This is a genomic window from Rosistilla carotiformis (assembly GCF_007753095.1).
Taxonomy (GTDB): Bacteria; Planctomycetota; Planctomycetia; order Pirellulales; family Pirellulaceae; genus Rosistilla; species Rosistilla carotiformis.
Window position 1 is genome coordinate 725,222 of the sequence record NZ_CP036348.1, and the last position, 24,005, is coordinate 749,226.

At 58.1% G+C, this 24,005-nt stretch carries 13 protein-coding genes; 1 reads left to right on the forward strand and 12 read right to left on the reverse strand.

From position 1 onward, the window contains the following. Positions 1-24 precede the first annotated feature (24 nt). From Poly24_RS02630 to Poly24_RS27265, 7 genes are all read right to left on the reverse strand, one after another. Positions 25-4,008, reverse strand: coding sequence for an FtsK/SpoIIIE domain-containing protein (locus tag Poly24_RS02630; RefSeq protein ID WP_145090047.1), 3,984 nt, complete (start codon positions 4,006-4,008; stop codon positions 25-27). A gap of 192 nt (positions 4,009-4,200) precedes the next feature. Further along, positions 4,201-4,452 carry a hypothetical protein gene (locus Poly24_RS02635; RefSeq protein WP_145090050.1) on the reverse strand — a complete coding sequence of 84 codons (252 nt, stop codon included), beginning with the start codon at positions 4,450-4,452 and terminating at the stop codon, positions 4,201-4,203. Between the two features lie 131 nt (positions 4,453-4,583). Next, a complete protein-coding gene (locus Poly24_RS02640) occupies positions 4,584-5,942 on the reverse strand; it encodes a Gfo/Idh/MocA family protein (protein ID WP_145090052.1) in 1,359 nt (452 codons plus the stop codon). Between the two features lie 424 nt (positions 5,943-6,366). Further along, on the reverse strand, positions 6,367-7,920 hold the full coding sequence (locus Poly24_RS02645; RefSeq protein WP_197452271.1) for a hypothetical protein: 1,554 nt from the start codon (positions 7,918-7,920) through the stop codon (positions 6,367-6,369). A 129-nt stretch (positions 7,921-8,049) separates the two neighbouring features. Continuing rightward, on the reverse strand, positions 8,050-8,886 hold the full coding sequence (locus Poly24_RS02650) for an alpha/beta fold hydrolase (RefSeq protein ID WP_145090055.1): 837 nt from the start codon (positions 8,884-8,886) through the stop codon (positions 8,050-8,052). Between the two features lie 138 nt (positions 8,887-9,024). Continuing rightward, positions 9,025-10,212: a sialidase family protein gene (locus Poly24_RS02655; protein WP_231753440.1), complete on the reverse strand. Its 1,188-nt coding sequence runs from the start codon at positions 10,210-10,212 to the stop codon at positions 9,025-9,027. A 13-nt stretch (positions 10,213-10,225) separates the two neighbouring features. Further along, positions 10,226-11,848, reverse strand: coding sequence for a family 16 glycoside hydrolase (locus tag Poly24_RS27265; protein ID WP_231753441.1), 1,623 nt, complete (start codon positions 11,846-11,848; stop codon positions 10,226-10,228). A gap of 434 nt (positions 11,849-12,282) precedes the next feature. Here Poly24_RS27265 and Poly24_RS02665 point away from each other — a divergent pair, with 434 nt between their 5' ends. Next, positions 12,283-15,600, forward strand: a complete 3,318-nt coding sequence (locus Poly24_RS02665; RefSeq protein WP_145090058.1) for a LamG domain-containing protein — start codon at positions 12,283-12,285, stop codon at positions 15,598-15,600. Between the two features lie 137 nt (positions 15,601-15,737). On the opposite strand, the gene Poly24_RS02670 is transcribed toward Poly24_RS02665, so the two are convergent. The 5 genes from Poly24_RS02670 to Poly24_RS02690 form a co-directional block, all read right to left on the reverse strand. After that, entirely contained in the window at positions 15,738-17,027 is a 1,290-nt protein-coding gene (locus Poly24_RS02670; protein WP_145090061.1) for a 3-keto-disaccharide hydrolase, read from the reverse strand. Between the two features lie 847 nt (positions 17,028-17,874). Continuing rightward, positions 17,875-18,339, reverse strand: a complete 465-nt coding sequence (tnpA, locus tag Poly24_RS02675; protein ID WP_145090064.1) for an IS200/IS605 family transposase — start codon at positions 18,337-18,339, stop codon at positions 17,875-17,877. A gap of 421 nt (positions 18,340-18,760) precedes the next feature. Further along, entirely contained in the window at positions 18,761-19,837 is a 1,077-nt protein-coding gene (locus Poly24_RS02680; protein WP_145090067.1) for a dihydrodipicolinate synthase family protein, read from the reverse strand. A 4-nt stretch (positions 19,838-19,841) separates the two neighbouring features. Further along, positions 19,842-20,867, reverse strand: coding sequence for an NAD-dependent epimerase/dehydratase family protein (locus Poly24_RS02685; RefSeq protein ID WP_231753442.1), 1,026 nt, complete (start codon positions 20,865-20,867; stop codon positions 19,842-19,844). Positions 20,868-21,284: 417 nt separating this feature from the next. Next, a complete protein-coding gene (locus tag Poly24_RS02690; RefSeq protein WP_145090070.1) occupies positions 21,285-23,822 on the reverse strand; it encodes a DUF7133 domain-containing protein in 2,538 nt (845 codons plus the stop codon). Between the last annotated feature and the right edge of the window lie 183 nt (positions 23,823-24,005).

Below are 24,005 nucleotides of genomic sequence, written 5' to 3' on the forward strand. Positions count from 1 at the left end.
GATCGCAAGGAAATGCAGTTTCCGCTAATTTTTGCCAACCGTCCGACTCTCCAGCCACGCTTGCATCGCCTCGGCGGGGGGCAGGTCAAAGACGCGGAACTTCTCCATCCGGCCGCTCGAGTCGTCGTAAACCAGCATCGACGCGGGGCTAAGACGCCCCGCTTCAGGACTGTCGATCAGCTGAGACGAGTCGCTGATGCTCATCCGCCCCAGGATGTTGATCTCCAGATCGTGTTGCGTTTGCCGCGACAACCATCGGCCAACCGTCTCGACACTGCCACAGCTGACGATTGCATGCACCGCCGCCGCCGATCCATCCTTTAATAGGTTCTGCAACGCCGATCCGCCACTCTGCTTGGGGGCGGCGTCGAGCGAAAAGCTGAACGAGTTCTCCTCCTGCCGCAGGTCGCGGAAGCGTTCCAACGGATCGATCACCACCAGCACCGGCGGCTCCTCTTCGGGAGCATCCATTTGATTTCGAGCAGCGACCAGTTCGGCAAGCTCTAACAGCTTCGCCTCGGCATCGCGCGGCTTGATATGTTCCACTGGCACGCCGCTGGCGATGGCGAACTCCGCCGCCGAATGGGCATCGTCGCCCGAACGACGCCCGTCGAGCATCACGACGCGCAGCGTTTTCCCTTGAGCCATCGCACCGCCATAGAGCGACGCGATCGAAATGCCCAGGACATCGCGCGACAGGTCGGCATCGCCGCAGACCATCAACACGTTGCGGCCGGGCTGGGCGGGCAATCGCAATCCAACCGGCGGGCCGATCGCAACCGCTTCGCCCAACAGACCGCCAAAGCCATCGTGAACCGAAGCCGGTTTCTTTTCGTCCCCCACCAGCGCCGCCTCTGCGACGGCAGCGGACCAACGGGCCGGGCGATTTCCTTCGAAGATCACCGTCGGACCGTAATCGGTTTCCGCTTCGGGATAACGTTCGGCGAGACCGTTCAACAGATCGCGGTGGCGATTGTGGTCCAACCATCCGACTTGGAACGGTTGGTTCCCTTCGACCAAACCACCGGCGTCGTTGTAGATCGCTTCACCCGGCCGGCTCAGCAAACGGGCGGCGTTGTTGTCTTCGGCTAGGATCACCAACGCGTCCGATTCACTGCACTGCAGCGCCACGCGAACCGCCATCTGACCGAGCGTATTACGAGGCAGCGAATACGCACCTGCCAGCGACTGGCTGCTCAAGATGACGTGCATACCAAACGATCGCCCCTGCCGGACCAAGCGATCTAACAGCATCGTGCAATCTTGAGCGATCCGGTCGTCGCGGATGAATAGCTCTTGGAACTCGTCGACGACAAGCATGATCCGCGGCATCGCTTGGCCCGATGTGCGGCGGTATTCGCCCACCTCTTGCACGCCGCTGGCTCGGAACAATTCACCGCGACGCTGCAGTTCGCGATCGAGTCGTTCCAGCACACTTTGGCCGAATTCCCGTTCGCTTTCGATTCCGATCACGCGGGCATGCGGCAGTTTCGCGTCGGCGTACAGTTTGAACTCGACCCCTTTTTTGAAGTCCAACAGATAGACATGCAGTTCGTCGGGGCTGTACTTCAGCGCCCCGGCGGTGATGATCGTGTGCAGCAGCGTACTTTTACCCGACCCGGTTTTACCGGCGACCAGCATGTGTTGGCGAACCCCTTCGCCCAATTGCATCCGCAACCGACGTCCTGCCCCTTGCTGGCCCAGCGGAATGTCGAGCCCGTCGGAAGCGTCGCCATCGTTGTACAGATCCGCTGGCATCACATCGTCGAACGGAATTTCGACGCGGCGGCCATCGAGCGCTCCACGACCGATATTCTCGACAAGTTCCGCCGCCATTCCGTTGGGAGGCGGTTGGATTGGCGAAAACGGCAGCTCGCCCAATAGTGGATCGGTGTGCCGGATCCGCCCCTGCGAATCGACTTGTAAATGGAGCAGTCGTTCCATCGGCAACGCGGCAAAATCGTGAGGCCAGGCCGCCTCTGGATCGCGGACCAGGACGGTGATGATTCCACAACGGCGGCCGTTCTCTAGCAGCACGCGCAGGTTGGCGTAGCCGGCGGGAGTCAGCCCGCTGGGGATGCCGATCGCCGCGACGACGCGGTACGGTTCGGCCATCGCACCGGCTTGAGCATTGTATTGGTCGATCGTTTCATAGTTGTCGCGGAGATAGGTTTGCAGCACGTCTTCCATGTGCTGCGTCAGTTCGGCCAAACGGGCTTCGATCTGATTCGGCTGGGTCCAGGCGCGGTGCCCGACCAGCGTGGGATCGTGATCCGAGAGTGCCATCAGCGAGGCAAAGGTCTGCCCGCGCCCGATCGGATCCAACAGCGTCAGCTTTAATTCTCCCGGCGGCAGCGCGGCCAACAGTCTCCACAAAACGGCCCGCACCAAATCGATCACCGCTTCGCTGCTGCCTCCCGGACAATCGATCAACAGCCCCGAATGTTCGGTCGCGGTCAACGCGACGGGCAACCGATTGGGCATCGGTTCGGGCAACGTGTCGGCGATCGAGAGCCCATGGCGGACGTAGTCCTTGCCGGCGATCGCGGCCGATCCGTTGTGAGCGGCGATGGCCGGATCGTGCTCGCTTTTCGAAGCTGCAATCTCGACCGACCGTCGCAAATAATCGGCGACATCGAGATAGCCGACCGGTGCGAGGGAGAGCGAAGAGACCGTTCCCAGGTTTCCGGCGACGACCGATTCCCAATCGGGATGTTGCTGCTGCATCTGGGCGTTGGCGGTGTCGATGTGGCCGAGTCCGCGACGGAGTCCGTCGCGCAGCCGCTGAGCGACCGACTGGTCCTCCGCCTCTTGAGCGGCGGCCAGTTGTTCACGCTTGGCCAGGCGCTGCGTATTGGCGTCGGCGAGCCGTTGTTTGTGAGCTCGGCTGAGATCGGAGAACTCGCTGCCGTGGCTGTTTTCGACCCCGGCAAACGAATCGTGATAGTTGTTCTCCAACGCGGCGATCCGGTCGCGCAACGTCGATTCCCGCTGCTCGCGTTCCTGCTTCAGCTTCGCTTCCAATGCATCGGTCTGCTGCCGCTTCGTCTCATCCGCCTGACGTAGGGCTTGCTGGTGTTGGTCCTTGATCTGTTGGGCGAGCGTTTGGGCCGCTTTGGTGGCACACTCCTGGCCATCTTTGACGACGGCGACCGCATCGGCGGCAGCCTGTTCGATGCCGGGATACCATTGCCGTGTGATCCGCTTCAGCCGCGGAGTGAAGATCGCAAAACAGAGGATCCCCACGACGATCGGCACGCCGAGCCCAGCGGCCAACCACAGCGCCGGCGGTTGGGCTCCCATAAACAGCACGCCCAGAGACCAGACGATCAGCGACAACAGCATCACGATCGCCGGATAAACCGATTCGAGAAATCGGACCGAAAAGTCATCCCCCAGCTGCGTCAGGTGTTCGTCGCAGTCGGCGGTCAATCGATCCAGCGTTTCGATCGCCTGATCGACCGAAGCTGGCGGTTGGTAAGATTCGGAGATCGCCGGCGGATCGTTCAATTGATGCAGCCGTTTCATCGCGATCTCGCGGCCCGTTTCCAGCCGTTGGTGGATCTCGTTCCAGGCGGCGGTCAACCGATTGGTATCGCGCGTCTTCTGCTGCGCGGGCAGCCCCTTTTTCGATTCGAAGACCTGCGTCGCCTGCTTTTTCGATTCGTCGCACCGCTGACCAATCTCTTGAATCCCCTGGCGATGCCGGCGTTTGAATTCGACCTGCATCCGATTTAATTCGCTGCGCGCCTCGAGCACATTCCGCTCGTACGCCGACGTCACCATCTCGTCGGCCTGATCCCACCGCTTCAGCGACTCGCGCAGCACGGCCTCGGATTCCGCTTGCAGATGCTGTTTTTCCTGCAGTTGTTGCTGCAGCAATGCCGCCAAACGCTCGGCGTGCTGTGTCCCCAAACGTTCCCATTGCTCGACTCCATTGGCGCAGCGATCGGCCAAACCGCGCAGCAGCAGCCCTTGACGCTTGGGGGTAAACAATCCTGTTGTCATCGATCGGTGCTCTTTGAGATAGCAACACAGGGGGCGCAGCGTGGAGCCCACTGTTAAAGTTTACGCTCTACATCAGTGTACCGGTTTGCACCGACGCTAGCCAAACAGAGCGACCGCGTGTTTGTGTTCAGCCGAACCGGACGCTATCGCGTTGCGGCTGATACCGGCTGTTCAAACACTGCGTTGCCCTGGCTAGACGAAAAAATCGTTTTCCGATTCTTCGTCGCGTAATTCTTGAGAGACCCGCGCGGCGAAATCGCGAAATTCCGCGATCGCTGCGGACGTTTGGCTCATCACACCCGGCAGCGGTTGCAGGTCTTCCTGTTCGAACTGCCGGCACTTCGCGTCGCGCCACTGATCTTTCGTCTGTTGCCAGACTTCGACAAACGACGTCCAGTCCTTTCGCATCCGAGAATCGATATCGTTGAGAAAGGCAGGATTCATGGCGACGAGGACCCGATCGAATCGATTTTGATTAGAAAAGTATCGCTGGCATTTTTTCAGGCGGCCAGCGAAGACGCCGTCCGGAGAGCGAAACTCTCCGGACCTATTGTACCCAGGCTTTCAGCGAACGCTTAACCCAACGACCAGCCATCGCGCGGGTTCATCCGCCGTAGGAATCGCTCGCCATCCATGTTGGTGATCTTCATCGCTTCGCTGTCCCACAGGATCTTTTGTCCGGCGCGGAAGGCGACGTTCCCCAAGTGATTCGCTTCGGTCAACGGCCCGGCGTAACTGAAAGGGCTCCCCGTCTCGCCCTCACCCTTGCAGGCGTTGATCCATTCTTGATGGTGCCCGGGCGAATCGGCGATAAAGGGTTCGGGACGTTTGAAGTCGGCAAAGTCGGCTTCGGGCAACAGCACGTGTTTGCTGTAGTCCGACAGCAGCATCCCCTTGTCGCCGATGAACAGCGTGCCGCTGCCCCACTGAGGGATTCCCTTGTCTTTCCAGATCTGCGGCTTGTGCGATCCCTGGTACCAGAAGTGCTTGGCCGCCGGCAGATCGCCGCGGGCTCCGTATTCGTAGACCGCCGACATCGACGCCGGTGCGATCTCCGGATGCGGTTCGTCGCCAAACGCTTCGATCGACGTCGGGGCATCGAACTTCATCGCCCAGTAGGCGAGATCGTTCCAGTGGCTGCCGAGGTCGCTCATCGTGCCGTTGCCAAAGTCCCACCAGCGATACCATTTGGGACCGGGGAAATAGACTTCGTGGAAGGGACGATACTGAGCTGGCCCCAGCCACAGGTCCCAGTTCAGATATTCGGGCGGCGTCATCCCTTCGGTTGGCATTTCCTGCACCGAAACGATGTCGCGATTCGCTTTTGCCTCTTCGGGGCTTTGCAGTCCCCAAGCTCGGCCGACCCAGGTGTGGACTTCGCCGACGTTGCCGATCGCCCCACTTTGGACCAATTCGACCACGCGGCGATAGTTCGACGTGGCGTGGATCTGTGTTCCCATCTGAGTGACCACGCCCGCATCGGCTGCGGCTTTGGTGATCGCTCGCGATTCGTAGACATTGTGAGTCAGCGGCTTTTCACAATAGACGTGTTTGCCCAATCGCAGCGCCGGCATCGTCGCATACGCGTGCGTATGCTCGCTGGTCGAAATGACAACCGCATCGATATCGTTGGCATCGTCGTACAGCTTGCGGAAATCTTCGAAGGTCCGCGCCTTGGGATGTTGCGAAGCCGCCTTTTCTAGGTTGCGGCGATTGACGTCGCACAGCGCCACCACGTTCACCGAAGGATCTTTGGCGACCGAATTCAAATTCCCGCCGCCGCGCCCACCGACTCCGATGAAGGCGATGTTCATTCGATCGTTGGCAGCGGCTCGCACTTTGATCGGCGAACTGGCGGCGATCGCAGTAACGGCAGCGGCCTGAGTTAAGAAGCGACGGCGCGATGGATTGGGTTGCGAGGCGGGGAGAGGCATGTTTGGGATTCCAAGGAGAGGCGGGATTGGAGAAAACCGAAGTGAGGGAATCCCCATTGTCGCCCAGTCAGAATCGGATTTCCAGTAGCAAGCCAAGATCGCCAACGGTTTCCCCGATGTGGCCGCCGCATCCGCGGCTTCGTGCTGGACTGCGCGCCCGGGCGTGTTGCCCAGGCCGGCGCTTCGCTCGCGGGGCTCGCTGCGCTTGACCTGGGCTATGCAATGGATCGGAGCTTCGCCCCTCAGGCAGATGAAAGCGATGGAGCTGTCGCTTCGCCAAATCCAGAATCACGCCGTGGGTTCACAGGCTCAAGGTTCACAGGCCGGAGGCCGGCACAGGAACTGCCGGCGGCGTAAGTCGCCGGAAGCCAAGGCGAACATTGAAGATGCAAGGCCGGAGGCCGATGCAAGACTCGACTCCAGCTTATGAAAACTTAAAACTGAAGACGTCCGCGTCTTGGAGTTCGAATCGCAATCGGATTGGTTTGCCCGCCAGGGACGAGACGTCTTGCGTCTTGTTCCAGGTGACGGTTCTTGCGATCGTGTCGCCGAAGATCTCTGGGCAATCTTCCATCGCAAATCCGTCGATCGGCTTTCCCGCCTCGTCTTGAATCTCGATTCGAACCGTCCCCGCGGCTGAGGTTGCGAAGTTGAGTTCCAACTGTGTCCCTTCAAAGGTAAAGGGCTTGGTTACGAGCGAGCCCCCTTTCCAATCAGCCCGCGCCGATACAAATCCGTCCTGCCGCAAGGTGTACCGGCGGACCGATGTGGAATCGCCTTGCCAATAGCCTTCGGTGGCGTAGAGCGAGATGTCGTCGGGGGCCCCGTCGAGGTCCGATTTGGTTTGCAGCATGCCCCAGAAGATAAAGTTGTCGCCGTAAACCCAAGAGTCTTTAGTGGAGGGGCCGGGCTGGATGAAGGCTTCACCCCAACGGGAAAAGCTCTCGCCGTCTCGACTGGTCATAAACGCAGCATCGGTCACCGTGGTGCCGAAACGAGGATGTTGCTTAGCACGATACTCACGCTCTTCAAGCCCCGGCAATTGTTTCATCGATGGCGACCAACCGCGGTCGACATAACGCATTGGAAAGCCCATGAAAATGTGGGGCGCTCGGTAATAGGGCTGGATCTGATTCGTATACAACGCCTGTTCGGGGGCGCCGGGGTATTCGAGCCATTGCGGTTCGGGGAAACGACTCGGATCGGTCGATGTCGCCGTCATGATGCCCCGTACGCCCTCGTCGAATTGACGGTGGTACTCGCGATAAACCTTCCCCACCGAATCCCAAAACATGAGGTTCTGGGAATCGAAGGCACCGATGGTGGTAAAGGGTTTCTTGCTCTTTAAACGAAAACGGACACCATCGGCAGAGACCATCAGATACAGTCCCCTAGGTTTCGTTCCATAGATCACGATCTTATATCGTTCCTCCTCGGGACAATCGGGATTGGTGTCTTTGAAAGTGGCTGTGTGGGCGGGGCTGCCACCGATCTCAGCGACCAGCTTGGCGTCGAGGATCAAGTTGTTCTTCGTCGATCCTTCAAACTCGACGATGTCCAGTTCGGGCCGCGTCCAGTTGATGCCGTCGTGACTCTCGGCCAGGCACAACGTCTCCCACGAGTTCTTCTGCTTCTCGTAGGCTTTCGACGCAGTATGGTGACCGCCGCGGTAGTACATTCGGAAACGGTCGCCGTCGCGGAAGACGCTCTGATAGGCACTTCCGTTTCCCTCCCACGGCGCGTCGGTGCGAAAGACGATCTCACGCCGTTGCGGGCGGTTCAATTCGAGCCGGACGCCGTCGAGTCGCTCGATGAGATAATCATCGACGAACAGTTCACGTCGCGAACCAATTTCGATCGGATTCGATTTAACGTTCCCCGGTTGGTCAGCGCTCGCCTTCGGTCCCACTCCCGCGTGACCGGTCGCTGCGATGCCCAGTACTGCCGCCGTCTTCATCCAATCGCGTCGCGTATGCATTTTGGTCTTTTCCATTCAAAGGGTGCGGAAGTCGATGTGAACTAAGTTCGTCCGGGCGTCGATCGCTCGATTATACAAGTCCCGGGAGGGGATTAAGTGACTTATGTCTTCTGTCGGCGTCACTGCCATCTAAAGGTTTTGCAGAGCCTTAAATGCAAACTCAAGAGCCTGCTTTGTGTCGTCGTAGGTGGTGCTGTGGCCTCCTTCGGGACGATGAAGACTGAGGACGTGGCGATTCGTATGTTGAACTTTTTCAACCAGTCGCAGCACGCTGTCAGCCGGCACGATCTCGTCACCGCCGCCGGTTGTTACCGCCAGTGGCATCGTGAATCGGTCGGGAGCAAATTCGGCGCTACGCCGACGGTATTCGTCGGGGATCTGTTGTTTTGTGCCGCCATAAGATTCCGCGATCGCATCGAGGAACCGCTCGTATTCGACAAGGTTTGCTGTTCCGTTCAGGGAGACAACGGCATCGATCAGGTGGGAATGCAAGGCCGTAAACGTTAACGCTCCCGTTCCTCCCATCGAACCACCGCACAGGATCACACGCCCGATACGAAACTCACCTTTCATCGATTCGATGATCTGCACCACATCCGCTTCGGCCTTCGGTCCCATCCAAGAAGTCTTGGCTCGATAGTCGGGCGAGACTAGCAACGCACCGGTGTTTGCCGCCACATCGCGAACCGCTCGGCACTCGCCGCGATTCTGCCGAACGAACTGCCAGCGATCGGAACCGTGACCATGCAAAGCAATGATTAAGTCGACACGTTGATCGGAGCTGAACGCGTCGGGCGTGACGAGGACGTATCGCTGTTCGGAGCCATCACATGTGGCGATGAACGTGTGGTCTTCAACCGTCGCCGCGCTGAGGTTGCCCAACGCCAGAAAGGAGATAAACGCTGTGCAACACCCAACGGTCGCCGCTCGTAACACTACCCCGTTTAATGGAAATCGCGTCAGCATAATGGGATCGCAGGGCATGGGGCGGGAAGCAAACGACACTTCCAAGAAATGTGTAGTCCGAATCGTTTCCTGGTGCTACGGATGTCTTAGACGAGAGGCTTCGATAGAGAATCAAAGCCTCTCGATCGGACTGCAACGCTACTTCGAAGATTCAGCCGTTTCGTACAACCAAGTCACTGGAAAGCGAGTGATCTGGAAAGAATTCAACCGTGGGAATTCACAGTGCCCAAGCACCACCTGCTCCCCCACAAATGCCATGGCTGTATAGCAGTACCATCCGTCGGGATCGGTGCCGATATTCTTGACGTTCTTCCATGTGACACCGTCGTCGCTGGAGATCGCTGCGGTGAAAGGTCGACGGCCGATCGGCTTCTTTTTTGCCAGCGGATCGTCTCCGTTGTTCCAAACCAGCAACAGATCGCCTGTCGAAGGAATGCGTTCGATCGTCGCGGGGGAGGGGGACGGTTGAGGGATGTTCGAACGTTCTAATTCGGTCCATGTTTCGCCGCCATCGGATGAATAGGTCACCAATTGGCAGTCCTGGCTGCGGCACAGCATCATGACTCGACCATCCTTGAGTTCGACGACTGCAGGTTCCTGAGCCAACAGTTTGGATTCCAACGTGCTGCGCGAGGAACGCCAGGTCTTGCCAAGATCGTCCGACAGATAGCAATGGATCTGTGCGGAGTTTCGCCATCCGGGCCATCCCGTTTGGTAGTGCGTTGCGACAGGGGCAACCAGACGTCCACTTTTGAGTTGGATCACGCGATCGTTATTCAGCACGCGGTAGGCGGGTTCATCCGCAGGTGTCACTTCAACGGGCTCCGACCACGTTTTTGCCTCGTCCTCACTGACCTGCATCAAGATCGTATCCAAGAAGGGATACTTCGCCGTCTCCGGACTTTTATACTTGCGGATGTAGAACAACGCGATTCGGCCATCCTGCAGCCTTAACAAGGATACCGACATCAAATTGGCATCTCCGTCGCCTCGCGCGATGACCGATTCATCCTCTTGGGTCCATGTCTTCCCCTGGTCGTCCGAATATCGGGCAACCAGTTCAGCCGCCGCGTGGTCGCTGCGGCCGACGAACTTGGTGTAGATCAGCATCAGCCTGCCGTCGTTTAGGCGAATGAAATCGCCTTCGCTGTTTCGATCGTTCCCCGGACGGGGAGAAATTCGCATCGGTTTCTCAACCCCCGCAGCCACTCCTTGTGGCACAGCAGCTTCCGCCTGGGCCAGCAAAGATTCACAACAGGCAATCGAGATTGCACTCCAGGCGAACATCGCCACGGTTTTCTTGAACAGAACTTGTATCACTCGCATCTCAAGTTTCCAGTTATGAGTTAGGCTGCTTCAATTTCCAAATCAGATAGTCGGTCGTCGTGGGATGTTCAACATCCTTGGCGCCGGGGTAGACCAGTTCGCAATCGACGCCCGCTTGTTCGCAGTGTTCTTGCAATTTCACGCCAAAGTTGGCGGTGTGGGTCGGATCCTTTTGCTTCTCGCCCAGTGCCGGAGCCGACGAATAGCTGAGATAGACGGGTGGATCATCGGAGCTGACCAACGCATAAGGCGAATACTCAGCAATCCACGGCAGGATCGTGTCGCGTTTCGCTAGAAACTCATCAAATGCGGACAGCTTCTTTTCGGGGTCACCATCGAAACCAAATGCATGCCCGCCATAGCGACTGTTGGGAGTCCACTCTTTCATATGCTTCGGATCCAACGTGGTTTGAGCGCCGGTGACGGCGGCACACCACAACCGTGTCGATTCGCGTGCCACGGGATCCTCGCTGTCGGGATCCGCCATGTCCGGGTGAAATGCTAACCATAGACTCGAGCACGCTCCGGCCGATCCACCCGATGCACCGATCCGCTGTTTGTCGAGATTCCAATCGGCAGCCTTGCTGCGGACAAACTGCAACGCACGGGCGACATCACCGAGCGGTCCTTGGACAGGCGGCATGACACCATCGGCCGTTGCTTCATCCACAAATCGATATTCCACCGAAACGACCGAAATGCCTTCTTTCAGAATGTTTGGCAACATCCCCGACAGTCCGCTTAAGCGTCCACCGTTTCTCCAGCCCCCGCCATGAATGAAAAACAGAACGGGGGTCGGTCTGTCCGACTCGGCTTGCCAGAAATGGAGCACCTGTTTGAGATGCGGCCCGTAGGAGACGTCGTATTGGGTTGGTTGAGGCAGCGGACGGTACGCTGCCAGAATTTTTTCACTCTGCTGATCGTTGATCTCCCGAACAAATATGTTGCGCCAGCGGATCTCACCGCCATGAGTTTGCAACATGATCGGCCCTTTGGCGGGCAAGGGTTGCGAACGATCCCAGAAGTTCTCCATCACCGCCCCTTCGACCACAGCTCGCGAGTTGAGCCAGACCCAGGTGCGGTCGCCGACTTGACGAACCCTTACTTGATTCCATTGGCCAAACGGCTTATCGGCACGCATGATCGGATCGCGTCCCAAGGTTCCGGGGGTGTTGTTAAACAATCCTCCCGAACCTTGATGAGGTTTTCGGTCGGGTCGCTTCAAGTTGTAGGGTTGGTTCCAATCCCAAATCTGAACTTGTGGCGTTCCCCGCAAATAGATGCCGCTATCGGCTTTCGGGACGGTTTTGTATTCGAGCAGCAAATCGATGTTGCCAAACTCTTCTTCGGTCGTTGCGTAGGGACCGTGCCCGTCGTTCACCAGTTCTCCGTTTTCTACGGTCCAATGTTCGGAGAACTCCGCTCGCTGCTTGCGCAGATTTTCGGCTTTCTCTTCACCGGTAAGCTTTGCCGACGCGTGCGGATTCCACCCGTACCATCCCGAAAGATCTTTGCCGTTGAGAATCGCCCGATAGCCCTTCGGTGGCTCGGGCTCCACGGCATCGCAAAGCGGTGCAAATGACAGACAGGCCAGGGCAACCAACGAAGGTGCCCAGGGTTTCATAACATGCAGCATGATACGCTTCCAAGGTGGGAATAGGATTCGGTTCGTAGCCGGAGCTGCAGGGCGAAGCAGTTTTTCGACTGGAGGTGTCGGCCGGCACGCATTAGCGTCCTGTTACCTAAAGGAACGGACGCCAATGCGTGCGGGCTGACTTGCGCTGACACAAGACTGATTCGCCCTGACGGGAGTTGGCAAGCTCCGAACGCGAGGCGGGGACCATCAATATAGTCTCTCGCACGCTCGGAAGACACAACCGTTTTGAGAATGTGTTTTTCGGTTGTTGCAGACAACCATGAAACACTGGATGATTGAATTCCGAGGGTTGTTGAATGCTTTGACGACCGACACAATCGTGGCGGTCGCTGCGACGGAGTCGAACTGAAGCAGCGACGACCTTCTCCCTCCCCCTCCTCCCGCCAATCCGTCACATCTGACGAGGACAATCGATGACTTCATTGCCCCACCGACTCGTATTCCGAATTCTGTTTGCCCTGATAGCGGCTGCCTCCCTGAACGCCTCGGCGTTGCTTGCACAGGAAGCGGCAGTTCGCTGGTGGGCACCGTATGCCGATGCCAGTGAGCCGGAAGTCCTTGGGCTTTGGAAGTTTGATGGGGACGGAGACGCTTTCACAAACGATGCATCATCGCACCAACACAAAGGAACGCTGCGAGGCGCGAAGCAGAGTGCCGAGGGACGCTTTGGCGGCTGCCTGGAAACTGCAGCCGGTTATCCGATTAACGACAAAAGTCACAGCCTGCACGTTGCCCAGTCTCCGGTGCTGTCGCCCAGCGGAGCGTTCACCGTCGAGATGTGGTTGCGAGCGAAAGAGGGTGAAGAGTTTCCCGCAAAATACGCTGCCGTGCTGCTCGACATGAAATACGTGCCGGACAATCACACAGGGTTTATGTTCTCGTTGTCGCCAGGGCGCGCGGCCGGAACACGATCGCTGCATTTGGAAATTGGGGGCGGTCGGGAGTCGACGCACTGGTATTCCGTGCCGTTCCCGATGGAAGCGGGAATCTGGCGGCATGTTGCGTTCACCTACGATGGTATTGGGACCGCGGAGTTTTTTGTCGATGGCTCAACCGTCGGGCGATCAACAAATGCAACCGCCGGGCCGATGGCCGCCGCGATTCGGCCGTTGTCGATTGGCGATCGGATCGGTTCGCTGTATCGCGGTTTCCCCGGCTTCATCGACGAAGTGCGGATCACGTCGGGCGTGCGAGAGTTTCAGCCATTCAGTTTTGTTCCCGAGTCCGAACGGTTTGTGTTCCAACGCATGTCGGAGAGCGCGTTTCTGACGGCGCAGTTGATCAATCGGACTGGCGAATCGTTGTCCGGTGCGATCGTCACGGCGACGCTGCCCGACGGCTCGACGCAGCGGTTGAACGTGCCGGCCCTTGGCGATGGAGTGTCGCATCGGTTGAAGCTGAAGATCGATACGGCATTGAAGCCGGGCGAGTACTTTGTGGAACTTTCGGCGACGGTGCCGAACTGGGGCGGTATCGATGCCGGGTACCAAACGACGTCTCGCATTCCCGTCGTGATCGTGAAGCGACCGCTCCCGGATCGGATGCCGGTGGTGATGTGGGGCGTTGGCGGAACCGATGGTGTGATCAAGGAGATCCCGCGCCTGAAGCAGATTGGATTCACGCATTGCCTTGGGTTGCGATCGGAGTTCCAACGGATCTGGGACGGCGGTGCCGACGCGCTCCCCGACTCTGCCGAAGACATCCGCGAGGGTCGCAACATGCTGAACGCGGCACTCGAAAACGATCTGCAAATCGTGGCGTCCCTTGCGCCAGGTCGCTGGCTGAGGACTGCGGCAGTCGGAAAATCGTTTCGGCGCATCGATCGCAAAGGCGAACATTATGATCGCGATGACATCAGCGGCTTGTTCCCGGCGGTGCAGGAGTTTGCGTTCAACAGCGGGGCTGCGATGGGACGTGCTTACGGCGATCATCCGGCTTTCAGTTCTGCCCTGCTGCACACCGAGGTGCGAGGTGAAACGCAGGTTTCGTTTTTGCCGATTGAAATCGAAGCCTACCGAAAAGCAACGGGCAAAGAAATTCCCGCGGAAGTCACGATCAAAAATGGCGTTCAGTGGCAGAAGCTCGCCGACTTTCCGAAGAATCGAGTGGTCGCTGACGACCATCCCATCCTGCAATATCTGACTTGGTTTTGGAAGACGGGCGATGGTTGGAATGAACTGAACACGCGGCTGCATGAAGGACTGAAACAGCATACTCACGACGGGTTCTGGAGTTTCTATGATCCGGCGGTCCGTGCGCCAAGCATCGCCGGCAGTGGTGGCCGAGCCGACGTGTTGGCACACTGGACGTACAGTTACCCCGATCCAATCCGCATCGGTTTGTGTACCGATGAATTGTTCGAACTGGCCCGCGTCAATGGCCACGATCAAGATGTCATGAAGATGACTCAATTGATCTGGTATCGGTCACAGACTGCACCGAAGAAAAATGCAACCGATGTCGCCGCATCGCCGTGGGTCGATCAGGATCCCGATGCGGATTACATCAGCATTGCACCGATGCATCTGCGTGAAGCCTTTTGGTGGAAACTATCCCGGCCGATCACGGGAATCATGTATCACGGCTGGCAGTCGCTTGTTGAAACCGAATCGCCCGGCGCGTACCGGTACACGAATCCAAACACGCAGCACGAACTTCAACGATTGATTCATGACGTCGTGCAGCCTTTAGGACCGACGTTGATGCAGATTCCCGATCCACCGTCGGACGTGGTCTTTCTGGAGAGCTTCACCTCGCAAATGTTTGCTCGCCGCGGTACCTACGGCTGGAATCGTTCATGGGCCGCCGATATGTATCACATCCTGATGTACGCGCAATTGCAGCCGCGCGTCCTCTACGAACAATCGCTGTTGTCGGGCGGACTCGAGGGAGCGAAAGTCCTGGTCATGGCCGATTGCGATGTGTTGACCGAATCGGTCGTTCGGCTGATTCAGGAATTTCAAAGCAATGGTGGATTGGTTGTCGGCGATGCTGAAGTCTGTCCGGCGATTAAGCCCGATCTGGTGATTCCTCGATTTGCACGAACCAAGCAGGCGGACAAAGATCGCACCGCGTTGCAGGACGCTGCGAAGCGATTGCGGACATGGCTCGATCCGCAGTATTCGCGTGCTGTCGATTCGTCGAATCCCGACGTTGTCACTCGGCGTCGCGTTTTTGGCTCGACCGACTACGTCTTTGCTGTCAACGATCATCGCGAATTTGGGACCTACGTCGGCGGCTATGGAATGGTCATGGAAGACGGGCTCCCTTCCGAAACGACGCTCCTCATCGATCGCAAAGCCGGACACGTGTACGATCTCATCGCGGGACGGGAGATCGATGCGGAGAGCGTCAATGGTTCGATCGCCGTTCCGATGCAACTTGGTCCATGCCAGGGACGTCTGCTGATGGTGACTCAGCGGCCGATCCGCGAACTCACCATCACCGCGCCAAAAGAGTCATCGCCGTCGCAATTGATAACGATCGATGTCGCCGTCACCGACGGGAGCCAACCGGTCGACGCCGTGGTGCCGGTGGAGGTGGAAATCATTTCCCCCGAAGGCCGCCGAGCAGAATTCAGCGGTTTTCATGCTGCCAAAGCTGGCGAATTGAGCATCCGTTTCGACTTCGCTGACAACGACCGCATCGGCGTTTGGGAAGTGCGAGCGAAAGAATTGGCGTCCGGAACATCCGCGACCACGTACGTGCGGCTAACGGGACCAAACGAATAATGGAGAGCTGGCCTCATGCAGTTTCGTTTAACCGCGTGCCCAGCGGGCCGCGCGTTTTACGACACCGACGCGCGGGGCGTTGCCACCGCGGTTAAACGATTTGTGCAGGCGGAGCTGCTATCGGCAGAGGCCGCGACTTACTTGCGTTCGATCAGCTTCTTCATGTCGTCGGTGATCGGCATGACTTCGAAGTCCTTGAAGTACATTTCGCAATCGGTGCCACCGTGCATCTGAAGTCCCAGCTTGCCGGTCTTCTCAGACGCTTCGTCGATGAAATCCGAAGTGCAGAATCCGTTCAGCGTCTGGACCAAACGGTCGCCAAATGCGGCGGTGCAGGTCGTGTTCCACTGGTCGTCTTTGTTGCGAACCTTTTCGATGAACTCATCGTTCGTGGCGACCCAGCCGCGACCAGGGATCTTCTTGCCGTCGACAATGCCCGCGGTGTGCCAGAGAGCGGAGTCCTTGCTGTTGTTGGCGATTTCGTTTTGGAATCCGCGCAGAACCCACGGTGCGCTCGTCTCCTCGGCGCGGAAGTAGAGCGCGCTGTTGCCGCCGTGCATCCGGTAGGTGACGCGAGCGATGAAGTTGTCGTAATTCTTGTTGGAGATCACGAGCCCGTCCTTGCCTTCGCTCTTGGTGTGGACACCGTGTAACACGCCTTCTTCGGTGAACGACCATTCTTCGGGAAGGACAAACTTGGCGTCCTGCAGCTTGTAGCTGCCATCGTCGGCTTTGACGAAAAACGGTTCCCACTGGCTCTGTCCCAGATCCTTCACGCGGATATTTTTCCAAGCGACCGAGCCCGACTTGCCGGAATGAATCTGCAGCCCGAAAAATCCCTTCATCGAAAAACTGTCGAACATGTCGACGACCAACTTGCCGTTCAACCAAGTCTTGATCGATGGCCCAACGCACTGAATTTCCAGATCGTTCCATTGGTCCTTTTTGTAGCTGGCTTGAGCTGCGGCGAGTCGATCCTCGGGCGTGTAGGCATCGAGCCAAATGATGCCGTGCTTGTGGCCGCGCCGTCCTTCGTCATAGATGCGCCCCGTCGTGTTACCACCGGTGCTGATTTCATACTGATATCCGTAGACACGCTCGCGATCTCCTTCGGAGCGTGCGGCGGAGCGGAATTGGACCCCGGAATTTCCGGCTTCGATGACTTTGTATTGCAGCTTCAAAATGAAGTTGCCAAATTCCTTTTCCGAGCACAGGAACGTATTGCCCGGCGTATTGGGAACACATTTCCCGACGATCGCTCCGTCCTCGACGTGGTATTCCGCAGAACCTCCACGCTTGACCCAGCCGGTCATGTCGGTGCCGTTGAAGAGCGAGGTGTAGCCCTGTTCGACATCCGCTGCGGACGCAGCCAAACCGCAAGGTACCAAAAGCCCGATCGCCATCGCGGCTACAAAAAAACTTCTCATCGTTGTCTCTCCTGGATGTGGTATCAGTGAATGTTGGGCCAAATTCCCGGCCCATCCGATGGTCGGCATGCGAAAGAACGCGTCAAACGCCGCAGACAATATATCTGGTGCGCTAAAGATTCGCCTCTATGCATTTGCGGAGTTCGTTGCTGTCGCCGCTTCGCGGGCGAAATTCTGAATCGCGAAGCGATAACAGCATTTCGCCGTGGGCATCAGCCCACGGAGCTGTGGCCCCGCAAATTTATTGGCCGCGAAGCGGCGATAGCGCTCGGTTGCTGTCGCCGCTTCGCGGCTCCTCGCATGAATGTGCGTTTGACCTGCGGGCTCTCGCCCGCAGCTAGATACTGTCGCCACTTCGCGGCTAGTGTCACTGAATCGCGAAGCGATGTCAGCATTTAGCCGTGGGCATCAGCCCACGGAATGGTGGGCCCGCAAATTCATTAGCCGCAAAGCGGCGATAGCGCTCGGTTGCTGTCGCCGCTTCGCGGCTCCTCGCATGAATGTGCGTTTGACCTGCGGGCTCACGCCCGCAGCTAGATACTGTCGCCACTTCGCGGCTAGTGTCACTGAATCGCGAAGCGATAGCAGCATTTAGCCGTGGGCATCAGCCCACGGAGCTGTGGCCCCGCAAATTTATTAGCCGTGAAGCGGCGATAGCGCTCGGTTGCTGTCGCCGCTTTGCGGCTCCACGCATGAATGTGCGTTTGACCTGCGGGCTCACGCCCGCAGCTAGAAACTGTCGCCACTTCGCGGCTAGTGTCACTGAATCGCGAAGCGATGTCAGCATTTAGCCGTGGGCATCAGCCCACGGAGCTATGGCCCCGCAATTTCATTAGCCGCGAAGCGTTCAGCCATGCTGTTCGTCCTCAAACAGATGTTCAAGCCGAAATTCAATTCCGTGGCGTTCTAAGAAAGCCACATATTCTTCCTGGAACGTCGTCGTCTTGTGATGTTCTTCTTGCGTTTGAATGTAGTCGCGCACACTTGGGATTCGCGAATAGCTGACGGTGAAAGCACCATAGCCTTTCTGCCATTCAAACGGACGTTTGATCTCCGTCCGATCATTCATCCAATGAGATGAATTGGCCTTGATGTCGCGAACCACATCGGACACGGCAAGTGACGGCGAAAGGTTGGCCAAGATGTGAACGTGATCTGCGATGCCACCGATTTCGATAAGTGATCCTTTCTTTGCACGGATTGATCCACCGATGTATTCGTAGAGCCGTTCGCGAATATCGGGAATTATCGATGGGTGACGGTATTTGGTGGCGTAAACGATGTGGTAATTCAGTTGCGTGTAGCTTCCCATTAAGTCTGCCCTCCGCTCGCGATTTCTTGCCCGTTCGACGAAATCACATCATAGCAGTGGGCGATTTGAATCGCCGTGAGACACAGACGCTCAGTTGCTGACGCCGCTTCGCGGCTGAAATTCTGAATCGCGAAGCGATGACAGCATTTAGCCGTGGGCATCAGCCCACGGAATGGTGAGCCCGCAATTCCTTAATAGCCGCGAAGCGGCGATAGCGTACCATTGCTGTCGCCTTTTTGCGGCTTCTCGCGTTGACGTGCGTTCGACCTGCGGGCTGACGCCCGCAGCTAAACGCTGACGCCGCTTCGCGGCTGGTGCGAGGCCGTTTCACTCAATCTGTAGGCATCCACTCATGGAACGGATATTTCGGGCGAGAACTGGGCATTGCAACATCGCTTCGTCTGGCAACGCTTGCCGTCGCTTACTGCAGCCATTTGCTTAGATGTTCACGGACAAATGCGTCGTCGTTCAGATGGGGATAGGCGGCGAGGACTCGGTCGATCTCTTCCGACTGGCCGGGCGAGAGAACTGCGTTGGGGTCCAAGCACCAGGTCCCCGGCAGCAGGCCTTGGCGACGCAGCACCTCATGAATTCCAGGGATGCAGCCGGCAAAGTTGTTCGCCGCATCGAAGAAGGCTGCGTTGCAATCGGTGACTTCGATGTTGCGGCTCAACAATTCCGTCGGGATGTTGTCATCGCCGCAGTCGATCATCCGATGGATTTCGTCGAGCAGTTTGGTGGCCGCGCGAGTCCAAACGCACCAATGTCCCAACAGGCCCCCACGGATCCGAACCGACTTCACGCCCTGTGAGGTGACCATCCGGTAGGGTGTGATCAGGTCGGCGATGATGTTGTCGTCGTTGCCGGTGTAGAGTGTGATCGAATCCTCGCGACTGGCATCGCAAACCGCCCGAATGACATCAAGTGTTTGGTAGCGGTTGAAGGGAGCCAGCTTGATCGCGATGACGTTTTCGATCTCGGCAAACTCACGCCAGAAGCGATACGGCAACACGCGGCCACCGACGGCGGGCTGTAAGTAAAAGCCGATCACCGGCATGATTTCGGCGACTTCACGGCAATGATCTAACAAGTCGTCGATGCTGCTCTCGGCAAGGGCCGCCAAGCTCAACAGACAGGCGTGATACCGCTGCGATACGGCGAATTGGGCTTCGGCGACTGCTTGCGGCGTCTCCCCGCAAACTCCCGCAACTTTAAACAGTTCGCGTCCCTGATCGCCCGCGTATTGGTCGATGACCTCCGACGCCAGGCTCAGCACCGGTTTGAATAATCCAATCGACGGATCGCGGATGGCAAACTGTGTCGAATGGACGCCAACGGCGATGCCGCCGGCCCCCGCGTCGATGTAGTACCGCGTTAGAGCAGTTTGGTAGCGTGGTGCGAATTTTCGCTGGGCGTCCAATGCCAACGGCTGGGCCGGGATGACGGTTCCTCGGCGTACGTTCTCGCGGACGGCGGCGGGCAGGTCTTGGATCTTCATCGAATCAATACGCTCCGTCGCTGATTTCAAAGTGCGTTGGTTTTCCCAACGAGCGGCCGCCGGTCTTGATCCAGTGTGCCTGCCAACGGATCAGTTGATCGGCGGTGACCGACGGTGGGCCAAACAACTTCGTCGCCCGAGAACTATCGCTCAAATAACAACCATCGCCCGGCGTGGAGGTGAATCGAACAGGTTTTTCGAGCAGCTCGCCAAACTGCCTCGCAACCGCTTCGGTCTCAAGCGTTTCAGGACCGGTGACGTTCAGAATGTTGGCAGGGGACGAACAGTGCCCCAGGCAGAGCAACGCCTGCCGATTCGCATCCCCTTGCCAGATCACATTAAAGGCTTCCGCCGAGTTATCGACTGGTTGTCCGTTCCAGATCTTTGTGGCGATGTCGTGCAACACACCGTAGCGAAGGTCGATCGCGTAATTCAGCCGATACAGACAGACCGGCGTTCCCCAGCGGTTGCTGCCATATTCGAACATCCGTTCGCGGCCCAGACACGACTGAGCGTATTCGCCGATCGGATCGGGGGGCGTCGTCTCGTCGGGTTGGCTGTCGACGCGAGCCAGTGGGTAAACGCAACCCGTTGAAAAAGCCACGATCCTGGAATCGCGAAAATGATCGGCGACGTTTGCTGGGACCAACGTGTTCATCGCCCAAGTCAACGGTTCCTCGCCGCCGGTTCCAAACTTGCGGCCTGCCATGAACAGGACGTTAGGCGATTGAGGCAGCTTTGCCACAGCGGTGCGGTCGAGCAAATCGCACTGGATCGTCCGAACCCCGGCGGCTTCCAAGCGAGCGCGGGCGTCGGCATCGGAAAACCTCGCGACCCCGTAGACGTTCTTTTGAATGCCCGCCTTCTCGATCGCCGCGACAGCCAACTGCCCGAGACTAACTCCCATCTTCCCGGCGATCCCCAGGATGATCAGGTCCCCTTCCAGTTGATGCATGAAATCGATCAACCGATCATCGGGCTGAGCGAGCATCGCGTCGAGTTGAGCTTCGGATTCGATGAGGTCAGGCAAGGTGAGAGCCTCTCTGTAATTAGATAATCAAGCGATCGCGTGGGGAAGGAGCGATCGACGGGAAGGGACCAGCGGCGGGTTTGCGTTCACGCAAGTTGCCCAACATTTTAACGATCTTCGATCGGCTCCGTTAGTGGAAGCCAGAGGCCAGGGACCGACATAAGATCTGCCGGCGGCGTAAGCCGACGCGGAATACCGCCCAGCCGCGAAGCGGCAGCAGCATTTAGCTGCGGGCGTCAGCCCGCAGCCCCATCAAGTTTGTCCGGCATCAGCCGCGAAGCGGCGACAGCAACCGAGCGCTACCGCCGCTTCGCGGCTGATAGTTTTTGGGGGAACGCACGGTTCTGTGGGCTGATGCCCACGGCTAAATGCTGGCATCGCTTCGCGATTAAAACGCCCAGCCACGACAAGCCAACGCTATTGAAACGCATCCGCTTGCGGATCGCCACTGGATCTTAGGTAGGCGATGAGGTCGAGTATCTCGTCGAGCGTTAGCACGTTCATCAGCCCCGACGGCATCGGCGATAGACCGCTTGGCGTTGTCTGTTCGATCTCCGCGCGTTTTAGCGGGACCGTTTCAGCACGCATCGAATCGGTCTGGACGGTGATCATCGTGGCGGAGACGCCGATCGGTCGGCCCGTGACCAGCTCGCCACTGTCCAACAAGTAGCTGCTCAAACGGTATTTTTCGTCGATCACCTTCGACGGCTGAACGATCGATTCCAGTAACGCCCGTTCGTCGAAGCGGCTTCCGACGTGAGTCAGGTCCGGGCCCGTTGAGCTTCCCTGTTCGCTCACGCGATGGCACTTCACGCACTGCGCTTTCGCCAACGCGGTGCGGCCTTGTTCCCACGACCGACCGTGACGCGCCCGCGGCAGTTCGGCTTCTAGTTCTTCCCACGTCCACTGTTTGACAAACGAGGCGGAAGGCGATTCGTGTTCGCTCGAGCCATCAACCGCTGTTGCCAGCATCTCCAAGCGTGGTTTCAGATGTTCCTTCTCCGCTTCAGTCAATGTAGCGATCGCATCTTCCTGGATATTTTGCAGCGACGCGCTCAACAGCTTCCCTCCCTGGAATCGGCGAGCTGCCAACAGCGAATCAAAAAACGCCTCACGCGTTTCGTTCGTCCAGCCTTCGGAGAGACGAGCCAATCGCTGCGAATAATAGATCATGTCTTCCTGCCCGATCGCGGTGCGGATCAATTTAACCGTCCGCGGTACCACGTCGGGTGCCTGCAAGTAGATCAGCAAACTGCATAACTCACGATTCACGTAACCGCTTGTCTGTGGATACAAAGGGCTGAGTTGCGACAGCACTTTTTCGCGGTCCGCTTCCGAAGGCTCTCCCTGGCGAATGAAGCTCAATTGCCAAACCCGCAGCGCATCCAGCAGATCTTCACGGTGCAACGTCGCTAGCGGCAGTCGCCCCAGCGCCGTCAAAAGCTGCGACTGATCCTCCGCTCGCCCTCGGTGGGCCAACGCCAACAGCGCGGCAATCGACGCTTTCGGTTGCGATTCGTTCAACGCTTGTTCGCGCCACAGCTCCAGATTTTGGCGTTCAATGGCCAGCCGCGCCGCAAATCGCAACCAGCGATCGTCGCTGTTCAGGTGAGGCCAGATGAAGTCAATCGCCTTGGCGTCGGCATCGCTCCGCGTGTGCCATTGTTCCAACTGGTGCCGCACCTTCCGGGCTGCGGCTGATGCCAGTGACAGATCGGTTTGTTTGGCGTCGAGCGAGGGTGCCGCGAATTCGGGGCCCTCGTAGGTCACTCGATAGAGTCCCGATTGCGAACCGCGTCCCCCGGTGATGAAGTACATCGCTCCATCGGGGCCAAAAGTCATATCGCAGACGTTTAACGCGCCACCTTCAAGGAACACTTTGTATTGCCCGCCGTAGCTGGCACCACGAGGTGTCAATTCGACTTGAAAGATGCGGCCGTGCTGCCAGTCGCCCATAAACAGCGACTCACGATATTCCGGCGGAAACTGAGACCGCGTGCCGAACTCGAGCCCCGTCGGCGAACCCAGCCCGGTATCGAGCGTAGTGGGCAGGCTGTCGGCGAAGTAGTCCGGCCATTTCCCCGTCCCCCAACGCCAACCGTATTCGCCGCCGGAGACGACATGGTTCAACCGCGTGGGGCGGTACCAAGGCTGGCCGACATCCCATTCCATATCTGCGTCGTACGTGAACATTTCGCCCTCCGCGTTGAAGGCGACATCAAACTGATTGCGGAAACCACCGGCGACGATCTCCCAGTTCTTTCCCTCGGGATCGGTCTTCGCAACGTACCCCACACGAATGTCTTCCACCGTGTCGCGGGGTTCGGGCAACAGGTGGTCGTCCTCAGGATCTCGGTAAGGTGAGTCGGCGGCAAAACCCTCCGGAAACGCCACGTCGTTGCCGACAACAACGTAAAGCATGTTGTCGGGGCCCAGCACAATCTGATTGGGACCGTGCCCGTAACGACTCTGGTAATCGAACGGCATCAGTTCCTTGACCGAATCAAACTGGTCATCCCCATTGGTGTCACGCAACCGGTAGAACCCGCTGTTGTTTGTCGCGCACACATACAAACTGTCGTGTGCCCAGAGGATCCCACGGCAATGCTTGAGTGTGTTTTCGATCACTTCGAATTGGTCGACTTGCCCACGATCGTCGCTCAACGTCAACCTGACCACACCTCGTTTGTCGCGTCCTAGAATCAGTCGGCCACGATCGTCGAACGTCATGCTGACCCACGATCCTTCCCCTTTTTCCGCAGACCGCAGCAATTGAGCGCGGAACCCGGCGGGCAAAGCGATCGAATCGACCGGCGTCGCCTGACCACCGCCGGGAAGATCGTCATCGCCGCAGGCGAGCACACCGCAACAGCTGATCATCAGTAACAACCACGTCGCTCGCACAACGCCACGGACTGGTAAAGGGGGTTCAGAAACGAGGCGGAGAGTGTTCAAAGGAAGGGCTCCTGCTGAAACGGAGGTCAACGGCGAGGATCAAACGTTGCACGGCGTTTGACGGTGTATTGGGTAGGAGCCACAATCCTACCCCTCACGAATGCTCACATCAAAGCTTTTGGGTGGATCCAGCCAAAACAATAGTGAGATCGTTGAAACCGATCGGAGTTGCTGACAGCCACC